Origin of the sequence: Succinivibrio dextrinosolvens (assembly GCF_900116345.1) — a bacterium.
Classification (GTDB): domain Bacteria; phylum Pseudomonadota; class Gammaproteobacteria; order Enterobacterales; family Succinivibrionaceae; genus Succinivibrio; species Succinivibrio dextrinosolvens_B.
Genome location: NZ_FPAH01000002.1, coordinates 34,849 through 50,613, shown reverse-complemented (window position 1 = coordinate 50,613; position 15,765 = coordinate 34,849). Strand labels below are relative to the sequence as shown.

General features: G+C 39.4%; 9 protein-coding genes. All 9 read right to left on the bottom strand.

Features of this window, described 5'->3' with window-relative positions; all coding sequences use genetic code 11:
- Positions 1-26 precede the first annotated feature (26 nt).
- A complete protein-coding gene (locus BM308_RS01095) occupies positions 27-4,067 on the bottom strand; it encodes a UvrD-helicase domain-containing protein (protein ID WP_074942464.1) in 4,041 nt (1,346 codons plus the stop codon).
- A gap of 20 nt (positions 4,068-4,087) precedes the next feature.
- Positions 4,088-8,041 carry an exodeoxyribonuclease V subunit gamma gene (gene recC, locus BM308_RS01090; protein ID WP_074942463.1) on the bottom strand — a complete coding sequence of 1,318 codons (3,954 nt, stop codon included), beginning with the start codon at positions 8,039-8,041 and terminating at the stop codon, positions 4,088-4,090.
- A gap of 451 nt (positions 8,042-8,492) precedes the next feature.
- Positions 8,493-9,503: an HNH endonuclease domain-containing protein gene (locus tag BM308_RS01085; protein WP_074942462.1), complete on the bottom strand. Its 1,011-nt coding sequence runs from the start codon at positions 9,501-9,503 to the stop codon at positions 8,493-8,495.
- Between the two features lie 554 nt (positions 9,504-10,057).
- A complete protein-coding gene (ttcA, locus tag BM308_RS01080; protein WP_074942461.1) occupies positions 10,058-10,930 on the bottom strand; it encodes a tRNA 2-thiocytidine(32) synthetase TtcA in 873 nt (290 codons plus the stop codon).
- 1 nt (position 10,931) lies between these two features.
- Positions 10,932-11,900 (bottom strand): universal stress protein, encoded by a 969-nt coding sequence (locus tag BM308_RS01075; RefSeq protein WP_074942460.1) that lies wholly within the window; start codon positions 11,898-11,900, stop codon positions 10,932-10,934.
- A 136-nt stretch (positions 11,901-12,036) separates the two neighbouring features.
- Positions 12,037-13,740, bottom strand: coding sequence for a 3'-5' exonuclease (locus tag BM308_RS01070; protein ID WP_074942459.1), 1,704 nt, complete (start codon positions 13,738-13,740; stop codon positions 12,037-12,039).
- Positions 13,741-13,768: 28 nt separating this feature from the next.
- On the bottom strand, positions 13,769-14,323 hold the full coding sequence (locus BM308_RS01065; RefSeq protein WP_074942458.1) for a lytic transglycosylase domain-containing protein: 555 nt from the start codon (positions 14,321-14,323) through the stop codon (positions 13,769-13,771).
- A complete protein-coding gene (locus BM308_RS01060; protein ID WP_074942457.1) occupies positions 14,316-15,017 on the bottom strand; it encodes a DotH/IcmK family type IV secretion protein in 702 nt (233 codons plus the stop codon). The genes BM308_RS01065 and BM308_RS01060 overlap by 8 nt, the downstream gene beginning before the upstream one ends.
- A gap of 43 nt (positions 15,018-15,060) precedes the next feature.
- Positions 15,061-15,690 (bottom strand): YigZ family protein, encoded by a 630-nt coding sequence (locus BM308_RS01055; RefSeq protein ID WP_074942456.1) that lies wholly within the window; start codon positions 15,688-15,690, stop codon positions 15,061-15,063.
- Positions 15,691-15,765: the final 75 nt, after the last annotated feature.

Here is a 15,765-nt window from a genome sequence, read left to right as displayed (position 1 = left end):
TTTTCAACTCTCTTAATTCCGTCTGATTACTCACTGAAGATTGAGCTTAGCTCTTCTATAATTTCCTGTTTTGGCTTGGTATATATAATTGAATTAGAACTGTCAGGTTCCATTCCTCGAAGATAAAGATAAATAATTCCGCCAAAATTTTTCTCATAGGAATAGTTCTCTATTCTTGTCTTAAGGAATCGATGCATTGCAAGAGAATAGAACAGATATTGAACATCGTAGCAGTGTTCAAGCATATTACTAGCAACAGCTTTCTCTGAGTATGCTGTAGCATTTGTTCCCATGAAATTACTCTTGTAGTCGATTACATAGAACTTGGCATCAGCCCCCTCTCCAACCTTAATGGCAAGATCGATAAAGCCCGTAACAAAACCTGAAAGCTCACTTTGAGCAAGGGTGAAGTTTATGTTATCCAGAGCTATACCTTTTTCTTGTGCAAACACAGTTGCATTCTTCTGACGAAGGACTTCCAGTTTGTCTGAAGAGAATTTATTTGACGGAAACAGGAATTCCAGCTCACATAGCCAGTCACCTTTTTCAAGGTCACACAGTCTTACTGTTTTTGAATCTCCACAAGGAAGTTTTGCCTGAACTACATCTGAAATCCATTTACCTAACTCATTCTGTTTAAGCTCTGAAATCTCATCTTCAGAAAGACCTTTCATACTATATGCAGTCCAGCGTTTAAGAATACCGGCTTCATTAGTTAGAGCTGCTTTTTTAATACACTCCAATCTGGTGGCATCATTTAATGAATTAGAAAAATCACAATACTCCATCAGACTGTGCAGATAGGTACCGGCAATTGCACTTTTAGGAAAGTTAAAACGGGTAAAACTATCTTTAGGTATTTCTTGTATTCCATCCCCCTGACTAAGAGATGATGATCCTCCATCCTCGCTTCTGGCAACGATTCCACTGTAGGATGAGATTCTGTAATCCTGCCTGATACCAGAAAAGCTCTCATCAAATTCAGATGGTCCTACGATCTGTAGCTCGGATACCGCATCGTTCTGAACAGGAGCAGAAGATTCAACAGTCTTATAAAAATCGTCATTTACCACTCTAAAAGGATTCTTCACTACAGCATTCTCTGCATCTTCTGTTTTTTTATTCTTCAAGAGAACATCTGTTATCGGCCCCGCTAAAAGAGATTGAGCCTCAGAAAATGCAGTCTTTTCATTTTGTTCAGATTTTGTAAACTCGCTTATAAGAGAATTTGGATTTTTCTCAGAAATCTCCGCAATATACATAAAGTTTGCTGCGCAGGCACGTGTCAGCGCTACATATAAAAGACGGGCATCCTCCTGCAGATCACTTGTTCTCTTCTGACTTAAAGTTGACTCAGTACCTAAGATATCAAAATAAAGCTTTTCCTTTTTCTCGTCGTAATAAAAAGCATCATTCTGAGTAACCGCTCTCATATCAGTCCACAGATATGGCATGAATACCAGAGGGAACTCCAGACCTTTAGACTTAAAGATTGTGTAAATTGCGACCTGCGAAGCCTCAGATTCAAGACGCTTGCTGAACATATCTGAATCAGAGAGTGCTGACGGATTGCTTCTTAATTCCGTATACCAGCGTTTCTGAGCCTGAATGCCCTGCTCATGAGTTCGAGCAGACTGAAGCAGTTCAGCAAGATGCCACAGGTTGGTGACCATACGCTCGCCACCTGTAAAACTCAGATTATTCTTTAGACACTGATGTCTTTCATCATTTGCCCATTTTGAGAAGGCAGGAAAGAAGCCGTTTTTCTCCCAGATCTCGCGGCATTCTTTTAAAAGAGCAACCTCAAGTTCCAGTGAATCTGACTGGGAATCCAAGGAATCAAGAGTGGAAGCAGAACAAAGCTGACTTAAAAGTAATCTTCTGACCTTTCCTCGGTTAGGATAATCCTCCATAGCCTCAATCAGATACAGGATAAGCTCATATTCTGCGATTGAATTATCAGAACTTTCCTCATCAAAAACCTTTGAGCTGTCTGAATAATAAACACTTGAAATACCTTTTTCTTTCAGTGCCGCCTGTATAAGCTTAGCCTCTGTTCCACTTCGGACCAGAATAGCTATATCTGAAGATTTAACAGCACGAGAAGTAATTTTATCGCCACTAACACTGTCTAACAGACCATGAGACAAACAGATTTTTACTGCATAAGCCAGCTTTCTGGCAATAAAATCCTTACAAACAGATTTAATTCCCGTTTTTCCTGCAGATTCAGGATATTCATTGTAGACATTCTCTTTTGGAATAAAATCAACATAATTACTTGCTGCAGAGAAATTATCTGAAGGACTTTGTTCATTACAGAATCTGAAACTGCACTTACCAGAATTACCTAGAGTTTTTATCTTTGCATTTACCTTATTAAACTCAATGTTATCCTTAGAGTTCTCTTCAAAAAAGAAAGGGTCAGTTCTTAATGAAAATATACCGTTTACACCTTGTACAATCTGTTCCTGGGAACGGAAATTGGTTGATAAAGTATAAATAGAGTCATTACCATATAATGTCTCAATGAGACTGCGCGCTTTAAGATAAGAGTGAATATCAGCTTTTCTGAAACCGTAGATAGACTGTTTGGGATCACCAATCAAGTAACAGCAGGCTCCTGTTTTTTTAGCATTCTCATTAAGGTACAGCTTTGAGAAAATCGAAAACTGAACCGGATCAGTATCCTGAAACTCATCAATCATAGCTACAGGATAAGAAGATCTAATCAGCCCAGGAAGAGTATCTTTGGAGCCTTCTTTGTAGTTTAAAACATAATCAAGGCGTCTGATAATACCATCAAATCCAACAAGATTATCTCTTTCTAAAATCTCATCAAGTTTCTGCTCTGCCATGATTGCAATATCAAACAGAATTTCAGATTTAACATCATCAACCTTATTGTGCAGAGATGCCATCTCCATATAAAGATCTTCAATTTCGATAATCTTTTCAGAATTTCTGAAAATCTCAGGATACTTAGAGCGGTCGGTAACTCTGGAGATAGAATTGAAGTTGTTTCCGTCAGGGAAAGAGCCTCTAATAAAGCATAGCTTACGCTCTTCATCATCCTTGATAGAACACAGCTCTCTTAATAGCTTATATCCAGCCTTTGTAGAATTCTTGAATTTAGGAGCAGCACCTTTGATTCTGGTAAAGAAGGAGCCAGGTTCATCATTATCAGTAATAACTTCGTACTCGTTAAAGATAGACTTCACTCTATCTGCAAAGACGAGAAAATCAGAAAGATAAGCATCAAGATTACCCAGAACTTTAACAACGTTTTTTCTGATGTCCCCACTGGAGTGTGCTTTTATGTTTAAAAGGTTGTAACCAAAGTAACCTTCTTTTTCATCGGTATTTCTTACCCTTTCAAGCTTATCCTGATATAAATTCAGAGTATTGAAAATATTATCGTCACTATCTACTGATAAGAGAGCTGCAAGCTTCTTGGAATTCTCATCCCCCTTATAGAAAAGTTCACGCCATACAGTGTTCTTTGCTTCCATTGACTGCTCTGAGATATCCTCACAGAGTTGAACTCCAAAGGATTCCCCCGCTTCAAAGGTATAAATCTTATGCAGAGCACTGGTACAGAAAGAATGAATTGTGCAGATAGGAGCTTCATCGATAGAGCGTTCCGCATTCAATAGAAGTAAAGCGCAGGCCCTGGCCTCAATACCATTAACCAGAACCATTTCTCTGACCAGAGACTTCATCTGATCTTCCAGATCAAGAGCGTTCAGAATTTCTATTCCCTTTTTGGAAACTTTCTCAAAAACACTGCGTGCCGTTACAATTTTTTCACGGATTCTGGCCTTAAGATCTGATGCTGCAGCCTTAGTAAAGGTAACTACCAGAATGTTCTTTAGCTCTAAAGGACCTGCAGTGTATCCATAATTGAACTGACTATCAGGATGATTATCATCAAAACCTCTGGAACCTAGCAGCAAACGTAGAACAAGATAAGTAATGGTATAGGTCTTACCGGTTCCTGCACTGGCCTCAATCAGAGAAGAACGGCTAAGATTAAAGGTACCGACTTTTAATTCATTGTTATTCATTTTTATCTCCACCTCTAACCTTAATTTGATGATTCTGTTGCTGCCGTTTTCTTGGAAACTGTCTTATCTGATTTCTCTTTGAAATTTGACGAGCATCTTCGCAAGCAGTCATAAAGAGCTAGAGGCCCCAAAACAGAAGATGCATCTTCTTCATCTCGTCCTGAATAAACAAATTTACGGAGATGTTCAGATACTCTTTCGTAGTTTCCGTACAGATATTTAGATTCAGGCGAATACGCAAAGAATTTATCTTCATCAGTGTGACTGCCTAATACAGTCAAAAGCTTCGATGTAACAGGAAGAGGTCTTAACATTGCCAGCACTGCAATTTTGAGCAGATTGCAGAAAATACGGTCAATACAGTCTATCTCTTCAAACGCTTTTACATCAAAGCTGATGATTTCACCAGTTTTACTGATGGTATTTACAACTGAAGGAGCTCCTGCATAATGAAGTGCAAAGGAATTTAAAACCGCAGATAACACAAAGTTTGCTGAATAGTCACCATCAGAGTAATAGTTAATCAGGGTATTTGGGAACACTACAGTTCCGCTGAATTCAACCTTAAATTTTCTGTTCTTCAGGGAAGGTTCATTTAAAGGCTCAGCATATTCAGACAAATCGACATCGAAAGTCCTTTGATAAGGCATTTCGGTTCCGACTCTTTCACCTTCAACCTCATAAAGAGATTTTAAGAGCAAATTATTTCCTTCAAGGAGCTTTTTCTTTAAGCCATCTGACAGGACTCCATAAGGCAGATAGCCACTCTGAGAAAGATTCTGAAGGTAAGCCTCTGCCATATTATTGTCTGTTGAATATGAACCTAACTCCTGCAGCAGACCGTTTTGCTTGAATCTGTCCAGGAAGAAACACTCGTCATCAGACAATACCGAAGAACCATCATCTGGAAGTCGAATCTCAAGATTATTTTTCAAAAATGCTGCCGCAGGCTCTGTGAACCATTTTTTTATCTCATTAACACCAAGAGTAAGCTTATCCTCCAGCTCAACCTTGAAATAACCAATTCCCTTGTTACCAAGATACTCACGAGTTTTTCCTGTTTGACCTTGAGCCTTGTAAAAATCAGCGACATAACTGTTCTTATCAAAGGAAGGAATATGCCTTAAGGTTCTATCATCACCTGGATCTGATATATAGTTGTCTTTGTTAAAGGACGTTAAGGTATCCTGTCTTATCAGTCTTCTCTTTAAGGCCTGAGAGATTTCCTCCTCAAGCTTCACCTCATTCTGCTCTGAGGAAAGCTCATCATCAAGGCCTTTGACAGTAAAAACGTCACAGATGTAATCAAAGAGATCCTCAAGAACAGTAGAACGGTTTCGCTCCTTGTTATCTATAGGACTTCTTCCGATGTAAGATATGTACAATGACTCTCTTGCAGACAGGATTGCCTCCATAAAACAGTAGCGATCATCAATACTTCTAGAACGATCACCTCGTCTGAAGAGACCCTTAACTCCAACAAGATTGAAGGCTGGTATCGTATCCTGTCTTGGAAAACTGATATCATCCATTCCCAGAATAAAGATATGTTTAAACGGAATAGCTCTCATCGGAATCATTGAGCAGAAGGTCACCTTGCTGCCCTTGAAGGTGTTAACCTCGTTTGATTTAGATAACTTATCCATAAGCATGCTTCTGAAAACTGGCAGAGCAATTTTAAGATCAGAAGCATTGTTTTCTTTTCTTAATCTTTCTACAACCTCACTGACACTGTCACATAGACGCTTGATTTCGCAGCATTCTTTGTAGGTGTCAGACTCAAGATACTTAGAATCATTTACATCATAAAAGAATTTCTGAAAAATCTCTTTTTCCAGAGTTTCACTCCAATCCTTAAGATTCTTGATTACTTCACCATTATCTAGGCTACGACCTACGCTTTCTTCAGGAAGAATAAACTCATCTCGCAGATGTTTCAGATTCTCAACAAAAAGACAGAAACGTCCTAATACCTGAGCATCAGAGCCTTCAATTTCAGTATAAACAGGAAGCCCTTCTACAGTATCCCCAATAAGGTAACCTTGAACCATTCTGAAAAGGCCCTGCTCAAAAGTCCATGGCAGCTCATCTACCCCAGAATCCTTCTTTGCATCAGCATCATCAAGGCCCCAGTGAATATTTGCTTCCTGACACCAGACATTTATTGTATCCACATCATCCGTTGAAAATCCGTAACGGGAAGCTATAGATGGAACGGTAAGCAGATCAATGATAAGACTTAAGGTGATTCTTTTTACACCTATATCCAGAAGTTTTAAAACAGCATCTGCAATCTGACTGCTGTCTCTGGAGCTTCTATCAGATAAGGCATAAGGAATATAGTTTTTATCTGAAGGAGATACAGAGCCGAATACAGCCTCAATATAAGGAGCATACTTCTCAATCTTAGGCATCATCACCAGACAGTCTCGAGGTTTTAAAGTTGGCTGTCCATCCTCGCCAATACTTTCCTTAAATCGACTTAATAAAGCATCTCTAAGACACTCAACTTCTCGCTGTTCAGTAAAGCTAGAATGAATTTCTAAAGAATGATCTTCTGGAGAAATAACTACTCTCTGAGATGGTTGCTCAAGATTCAGCATCTGCGACTGAATCTGGTGAAGCATGCTATCTCCACCGGCCTTTACAGGATCAATAAAAAGATTATCAAAGCTTGGCTCAACAGGTTCTGATGCACTGTCATAAAGTCTTTTTATTTCCTGGTTAAAAGGCACACTATCATAAGCATTACGCAGTAGCTCATTGGTTCTTATATAAAGTCTGTCTTCACCTGGATGAGAATCTAGCATTAGAGAAAGGTTGTCCTTGCCCTGCTTACCTAATGCCAGAAGTAAGGAATTTCCCTCTACAAGCTCGCCCTCTTCATCGTAGCAATCTTCACCGGTTGAAAGTTCTTTTCCGTTATAAATGGCATCGGAATCACTGATACTTAAACCAGAAATCTCATTTCCTTTAATGTTTTTCTTTAGAGCTCCAGAGACATCCTTGTTTTTTAGCTTCTGTTTTAAAGCATTTAAGGCCTGCCTAAAATCCTTAAAAATTCTGTTCCACTGGCTGTCGATGTCTCCCCAATATTCACGGCATGGATTTAAAAGCATTACATTAACGTCGACATGCTTGGCAAGAGCACGAAGAAATCTGATAACCTGAGGCTGAAGTGAAGACACACCAAATAAAAAGACTCTCTGTGGAAGATTGGCGTTTCTAGCAGATTCTTCATCCAAAGAATTAAGTTTTGCGCAAAGATCCTCGATAACCATGGATCGGTCGTAAAATGAAGGTTCAATTTTTGAATGCTCCTTGATAATTCGATTAAAGAGCATAGTCCACAATACCGGCTGCCAGGTATTATCTCCAAGCACATTTGCAAGAAAATTATTTCTGCCTGTCTTATTTGCAGCCGAACCTCTAGGATGAGTTACAGCTTTTTGCCACTCCTCGATTAAAAGGTTCCTGTCCCCCTGATGCTGAGCGATTGCATCCCACATTAAGATCCAGTCATTGCGGTACATCATGTACTGATCGAAGGTATCTGCTATCTGAACACAGAGCTCATAGGTTTTAGTACCATCCGTATCATCAGCAATATAATTCTTAACTGATGCGAGCGCGTCAATTGAATCGGCACAATGCTCCTCATGCAGCATCTGATATAAGGTCCAGATAATATAATCGTGATCGAAATAATGAACCTCTCCAAGATCTGGGGTAATTTTTCTGTAGATATCCCAGGTAAATGACCATAACTGAACAAAGCAAACGTTGGAACATATGCCGTTCTGCCTGGCGATAAACTGCTGCAGATAGGATTTCATCCCAGAGTTCATCACAATCACTTGCTCTTTTGCAAACGGATCGTTAAGCGGGATCTTCATCTGCTCTGTACACATGTAACCAAGAGCTTCAATATAGTTTGAGTTTTTTACAGTGAATGAGTGTGAGTAAACAGACATGGAATAAATTCCTTATTATTTGTTTTGAATTTATTTGGCCACTAAAACTGGATAGCAAGTGTGACAAGACTAATTATATCAAGTAAAGAAGATATGATAAGGTGAGTTTGGACTCAATCCTAAATACTAATACTGTTTTATGATAGCTCAAAAAATAAGCTTTTCTTCTGTCGTTTATGTGATCAGATATATGCAGATAGATGTCTCTTTTCTCTCGTAAATTAAGAGATCTTCTTGCCCCAGCAATAAAAATAACAGATAAAGGAAGATAGTAATACAACTTCAAGAAATGAAACAACTCGTAATAAGAGATATTGCATGATTTATTGTGTCAACAGTTCTGCAATATTATGGCAAGAACATATTATCTGCCATCAAGTGGACCTCTAAGCTTTTCCGCACAGTCTTGCTATTTTTAGAAGCTTATTTTTTTTATTGAAATCGTTCATGATTAAACACAATTCCAAACAAAATTAAAACCATTGATAGCTGCAACCTTATACAGATGAGGAATTGTCTCATCTGTATATGTCCTGGTATCAATTAAGGAATCAGAAGCTCGTCTATCCAAAATAATCCTGTTTCTATCAACGATTTTTTCAATCTTATCTCTTGGAGGAAGTTTATTGTTTTTGCTTTCATTGCATCTAGAACAGGCTAAAACAAAATTCCATAGCTTATCGTCCTTTACAAAAGACCATGGAATAAAGTGATCTACATGTGTATTTCTGTCATCCATTAAAGGTGCCCCACAGTAGAAACATCTGTGCTCAAATTCTTCAAACAGGATCTTGCGGTAAGCATCAAGATTATTTCTCTTAGTTGAATAATCTAGCGACTCAAGATAATCGTTACTTGAAGATTCATTTACATCATGAAGAAATTTAGCCCATTCAAAGTAGTTAACCTTTTCAATCATAGTCTTATGACGAAGTAGATACTGGTAAACCACAGGATTTAATGTGATTGTTTTACTCTTCTTACTGAACGAATAGAAATTTCCTTTTGAATCGGAATAAATGGCACCAACAACATATTTTGAGCATTCCTTGGTAACATTACTGATAATCTTTACCTGAACTTCTGCAGATAGGGATTCAAAAGGTATTACATTGTTATTTTCTAGTCTTCCCTTATTCTCAGGTAGATTATTCCACGCCTCATGAAGAATATCGTAGATTTTTCCAGATGAAGCACCTCGACACTGCTTAAGCTTGTGAACAAGCACAAGATTCCAGTAACTCTCGGCAAACTTTGAGAAGATAGCATTAAATGATAGTGAAAGGTTGATATCGACGTTATAGAGGTTATCTAGGATTGACTTTAGAAAACCAAATTTGTAGGAAGTTGTATTCTTTGATTTGTTTGAAAATAAGCACGAGAAGATATCATTCAGATCTTCTTCTGTTAGTATCCGTCTAGGGTCGTAATGGCCTTCTGATAAATCCCAACCTGAACTCATATTACAACCTCAAACAGAAACTCACTTTATGAGTATAGAGGAAGAAAAACGAAGCATTTTTACAATATGTCACAACATTTGAAGATTAACTGGAACATAATCATCTAAAAAATAATGAAGAGAAAACAACTGTCACACCAGTTTAATGACTGGAAACTCAAGGAGAATAAGAAACTGATGAATCTTAAAATAGTGATTCCGGAGGCTCTGCAGCAAACCTATGAGGTTCTGAGTTCCCTAGAGAAATAAGAGAATCAGGCTGATTTGTTCCTAAGTCTCAATGGACTTTAAGCAAATCTTAATGAAAGCAATAGAGGCAGATTTTATTACGCATTTAATGCGGGTTAAATCATACTTCGACAGATTTAGTCGATATTAAAATCTCAGCCCTGTGGCCTGTTGTTAAAGGTACAGGAGCTGGTCTTCGACTTTGTCCTGGTCTTTGTCTTTGTCGAGGCAGTTTGATCTCAGATCGTATAACTGCCGTCATCGCCTATGTTGCTTTCACCGTTTTTATTGTCAGAATTCTTCTGTTATAGGTAAACAGATAGGATTTACTTCACCTTCGGACCATTGGAAATTTTTGTAAAATCAAAAAGTTCCTTGTCAAGAAGATGAGATGGTGCAACATTCTTTAAAGCCTTGAAGACAATATCGGCACGCTTTGGATATTCCTTATCCCACTGCTTAATCATCTTGTTCATATTAGAACGCTGCTGATCCTCTCCCCAGCCGCAAAGACCTTTAGGAAGAAGCGGATAATTCTTTACCTTTGAAAGCGCAATAAGGTCTCTTTCACGACAGTAGATAAGAGGTCTGATTACAGTCAGATCATCCTTATCGTTTCTTAAAATTGGAGGCATTGCTTTCATCATGCCAGAGTAGAACAGGTTCAGAAAGAAGGTTGATAAACAGTCATCCTTGTGATGACCTAAGGCAACCTTGTTAGCGCCAATCTCTCTTGCAAATGAGTACAGAAAACCGCGACGCAGTCTTGAGCATAATGAGCAGTATGGAATACCGTCCTCAAGCTTCTCCTTGCAGATTTCATATACAGGACGCTGCAGCATATGATACTCAAGGCCAACCTTCTTCAGATGGTCCTCAAGAAGGTGTTCTGGTGCATTTGGAAAGCCTGAATCAATATGTACAGGGATAAGAGTGAAATCAATCGGAGCGGAACGCTTTAAGGATAACATCATATCCAGAAGAACATAGCTGTCCTTTCCACCTGACATACAGACCAGAATCTTATCCCCTTCTTCAATCATGCCGTAATCGCCAATGGCATGGCCAACCTTACGGCGCAGTCTCTTGAAGAGCTTATCCGCCTTGTATTTTTCCTGTTTATCTTCAATATTAAAGTAAGGGCTGACGTTACGGGCGTAAGCATCAGCCTGCTCAGGTAAATTCTTGTCGTTCTGCATTTTAGAAACTTTTTGATGGAGTGGTTGTAGGAACTGCTCTGACAACGGCCTTAGGAGTTACCACAAAGACATCGCAATCAATACTGTCAGCAACTCTTTCACAGATATTACCCAAAATTGCACTGGCAATACCACGTCTTGCAGAGGTTCCGATAAATAACGCTGTAGGCTTAATCTCATCACACTTGTTAAGTATAACTTCGTCAATTGCGCCTTCAGCAATAAAACAGTCTTCAGGGTTGATTTTATGTCTGTTTGCAAACTCCAGTGCCTTATGACAGCTGTCCTTTATAGACTCATCATACAGGCTGTCAGGTGTAAAACCTGGCATATCCACAGCAATAGGAGGAATAATAGGAGGTACGGCATTGATCATTACGATCTTGCAGCCGGTAAATGTAGATAGATACTGAGCCTCACGTAAAAGTCTCAGATTGGTAAGTCTTGATAACTCATCATCAGGTTCACTAAGGTCAATTGCAACTGCAATCTTCCCCTTTGGAGTGAAAATCTGATCTTTGGCGATATAGACTGGGATAGGTGCATGGCGCAGCATCTGCCAGTCTAAAGGTGTAGAGATAACATTATCAAGAACACCATGAATATCGGCAGTCTTAATCAGAATATCTGCACAGAGATCTTTTGCTAAAGAGACAATCTCCTTTCCGATTTCCTTTGAGAATAATACCCTGCTTTCAATCTTTACGCCCATGGCGTTGATTGCAAGATAGGCTTTAAGCCATTTTTCAAGCTTTTCCCTGTAGCTTCTTTCATACTCTTCCTTGTCAACGGCCAGAATAGAGGTAATATTCCAGTTTTCCTGAGCCACAGGAAGTACCGCTGTAATTCTGATATCAGCATTTTTCTTATGAGCCTTGGCATACTGATATAAAGCCAGAGCTCTGTCTAATGCAGGCTGTCTTACCTGTTTGTATTCAATAACAGCCAGAATATTATGAAAGAAATTCAAAGGTTATCCCCTTAACAGATTAAGGATCAGTATGAGTTTATCGATAGTTCTGATTATAGCGCATTGGCAGAAACAAAAAAACGTCTAGAAATACACAAAACAATATAGACAATAAGATTATTAAAAGAGACAGGAGTTACTCCTTCTCTGATTCTCTTGTTGTTTTTCTTTTGCGTTTCTTTATGGTTTTACCAGGAGTTCCTGCAGAGGCTCGTTTTTTACGAGATTTAGCACTCCCATTAGAAGACTTATCCTTTACTTCTGTGTCAATAACAGTCTCTTTAATCTCTGCAGCAGAATTCTCAACTTCGGATAAAGCTTTCTTCAGCAGAGCATCATCGGTACTTCCGATCTTTGCATCTAAGTTATCCTCTGCCAGAGCCTTAGTGTTCTGTTTTTCCTTCTCTTCTTTTTTCTGTGCTTTCTTCAAATCTTTCTTTAACGACTTCTCATAGAAGGCTTCATTTGGAGTTCTGTCTATCAGAGTATTCTTGGCACGAGTCATAGCCACATAGTAGAGATTAAGCTCCTGTGTGAACTCAAACTCGATCTCCTGTTTCTTAAGACCTTTCTCTTTGAGATCTTTCTTTAAAGTAAACAGCGGACAGAAATCAGAGGCGAGCACCACCTGATCCCACTCAAGACCTTTGGCAGAATGAGCTGTTGTCAGGAAGATATTTGCCCTCTCATTACTATTCAAATATATACTCTTGGCAAGCTCGTACAGGTTGAAAAGATGTTCCTTGTATTTCTCAGCCATCTTGATAGCCATTTCCAGCTCCAGATCATTGGAGTCATGTGCATAATCCTTGATATTCTCAAGAGAATCGAAACGCTCAAGAAACTGGTAGTCCTTATCCAGAGGATCACCTTTGATAAAGTTCTGAATATTTAGTGCTGCACCAAAAATCAGGTAAGGATCACGCAGCAGCGAAGAACGAGGAATCTGCTCACGGTTAAGTTTCTGCAGATAATCTATAAGAGTGGCATTGGTTCTTGTAAGTACTGCATTACGTGGATTCGGGCTAAGTTCAGAAAAATAAGCAGACTTCATTGGAACCAGATCTTTCTTATCTCTTGCAAAGGAAGATAAGAACCAGTTGGCCTTCTCACAGATAGGCTGTACCGAACGGAAGGTATAGGATAGATGCAGCTTATAGTCTGACTTGAATCTTTCAAGGGCATTATAGGCACCACGAAAACCATATATTCCCTGATGAGTATCCCCCACCAGAATCTTTCGACAGTGATTGCGATTGAAGATATCCAGAGTCACAAGATTGGTATCCTGAGCTTCATCCAGAAGAATAAAATCAAATGCGTCCAGCTCATAGTGGTAATCCAGAAGCTGATATTTTTTCAGATACCAGTCATGAGTAGCAGGGATGAGATGCGACTCCATAGCCTGAAAGATCTTTTCTGTACTGCTGTCAGGGAATACTCTTACATCTGACTGACACCAGGAGTAGAACTTTCTGATGGCAAGGGACAGGTCCTTGTATAAATCTCGTCTGATTTTAAAAATCGGTTCCAGATCGAAGATATTAAGACCGGCTTTAACAGTGAACTTCTCACGGCTGCCAGAAATGATCTGACTGTAGGCCAGAGAATGAGTAGTTCTGATGGTTACATTTGGAGGAAAACGGGTTTTTGCGTTTTCCACAATAGCCTTGTTAAAAGCCAGATACAGAAAACGAGCCTGAGGGATGGCCCGTGCAATTTCAACTAAAGAGGCAGTTTTGCCAGAACCGGCGCAGGCATCAATCTTTAGGGATTCACCTGGCTGCAGTTCTCGACACTTTTCAATAATCTTCTGCTGCTCATCAGTAAGAATAAACACAAAAATTCCTCAAATCTCTGTTTAAGCTCTACTGACTGCAGTAAGTCTCAATCTTATTATTAAGCTTACGCCAGGATGATTTTACCTTTCTGATATAGCGATTGTGGATCTCAGGATTGGCAGAATAGTTGTAATGATAATTACCTACACCTCTCCAGATCTTACCGTCTGCCCTTTCAATCTCACGTCTTAAAAGATAGCCCATCGCCCAGACATTATGGCAGGGTTTGCTTTTTATATCGGATTTTGTAAGGTTGAATTCCTTGAGTTCGCTGAGTCTTACATCATTGATCTGAGCAGGACCGCAGTCCTGAGTACCATTCTTGTTGGTACGGCATTTGCCGTTGATAGGACCTCTTTCAACATCAAGCATTGCATAAAGAAGCTCTTCAGGAAGATCAAACTGATAGGCAGTCCAGGCAATACAGTTACGAACATCCTTGTATTTACTCATAACACCGGTACTGTAGGCAATATCTCTCCAGTGCTGAGCTTTACCATGACACTGCATCTGAGCTGCGTTGGATACAGGAGAAAACAGCAGTACTCCTCCTAGAAGATATGATAATAATGACTTATTCATGATCTAAAGCTCTTACAGCATCCAGCAGAGTAACTTCAATCTTCTGAAGATCAGTACTGTCAAATTTAACCATCTTGGCATCAGGATTTGGCTTAGGGACCTGTCTTATGGATGGATAAACATAACCGTAGGAATTGGTGGCACTCTTTATTTTTACTGTATTTACAAGAGTTGAAACAGCAACACCGTCTCTTTCAAGTCTGACAGGAGACAGATTGAATACCAGAGGATAATCGTATCTTGAAAGTGAGACCTTAAGCTTGGTGGTAGTAGCACCAACATTCTGCTTTATCAGAAGCTCTGATGGAGATGCGGTTATCTCTGTCAGATAGCCCTGATTTTCACACTCAACAGAGGCAATATCCCAGGGAATACCGTTTAAATCGTAGAATCTTACGATACTAGAACCATAGGCAGGAACACCGATAGTCATAAGAGGACTGTAATTCTCAGACAGACGCATAATACCGGCGTTGATATCCCCGGGAACAAAAGGAGCCGATTCAACCTCAATCTCTTCAACAACCGCAGATGAACCGTTGGAAAGATTAACACTCTCGTTAATCTGCTCTTTGGTTCTGAACTTGGTCAGGGTATCAGACAGCTCTGGAGGAGGTGCAGGCATAGTGATAGCCTCTGCACAGAATGGCAAAAGCAGCATTCCGCAAATATACATACATCTTAAAAGTTGCATTTATATCTCCACCAAAACCAGAGTAACAGAGTTAAATCAAATACTAATCAGGAAATGTTAATACACTCTGACCAGAGGTAATCTTAGTAATTTCCGCTTTAAAAACATCTACAGCCTTCTCAGGAATTTCCACAAGATAATCTACTTTATCCGTGTAGGACTGATTGAGGACTGTAATTCCAAGCCTTGAGAAAAGACGCAGCACCAGATTAACCTCTGAGTGTCCTACCTGAAAACTGCATTTTTTTACAATTACCATCGGAGTTGTCGGCAGAGTCTCAAGCGCAGTCTTAACACTGTCCTGATAAGCCTTAACAAGGCCTCCGGTACCTAAAAGAATTCCTCCGAAATAACGGGTTACCACAACGGTAAGTTCACCAACATCACAGTGAAGGACCACATTCAGCATTGGCTGACCTGCTGTACCGTGGGGTTCGCCATCATCAGAACAGCCGGCATAACCGGATGAACCGGGCTTATCCGCATTATAGGCAAAACAGTTGTGTCTGGCATCAGGAAATTCTTTGCAGATCCTGTCAATGAAGGCCTTTGCCTCATCCACACCATGCGTTCTGCCAACAGAGGTAATAAAACGACTCTTTTTTACAGTTATTTCTGTACGATGTATTTCGTTATTTTTTAAATCAGGAACAAGATAAGAGTCTTCAGTCATAATCATTCTTTATCAAACAAATAATAACGTTATTTTACAATAGAAACGCGCAAAAACAAAAAGCACACGAACTCG

Coding starts and splice junctions, on each gene's coding strand:
- BM308_RS01055 (WP_074942456.1), bottom strand. CDS start 15,690: ATGACTGAAGACTCTTATCTTGTTCCTGATTTAAAAAATAACGAAATA.
- BM308_RS01060 (WP_074942457.1), bottom strand. CDS start 15,017: ATGCAACTTTTAAGATGTATGTATATTTGCGGAATGCTGCTTTTGCCA.
- BM308_RS01065 (WP_074942458.1), bottom strand. CDS start 14,323: ATGAATAAGTCATTATTATCATATCTTCTAGGAGGAGTACTGCTGTTT.
- ttcA (WP_074942461.1), bottom strand. CDS start 10,930: ATGCAGAACGACAAGAATTTACCTGAGCAGGCTGATGCTTACGCCCGT.
- BM308_RS01095 (WP_074942464.1), bottom strand. CDS start 4,067: ATGAATAACAATGAATTAAAAGTCGGTACCTTTAATCTTAGCCGTTCT.
- BM308_RS01085 (WP_074942462.1), bottom strand. CDS start 9,503: ATGAGTTCAGGTTGGGATTTATCAGAAGGCCATTACGACCCTAGACGG.
- recC (WP_074942463.1), bottom strand. CDS start 8,041: ATGTCTGTTTACTCACACTCATTCACTGTAAAAAACTCAAACTATATT.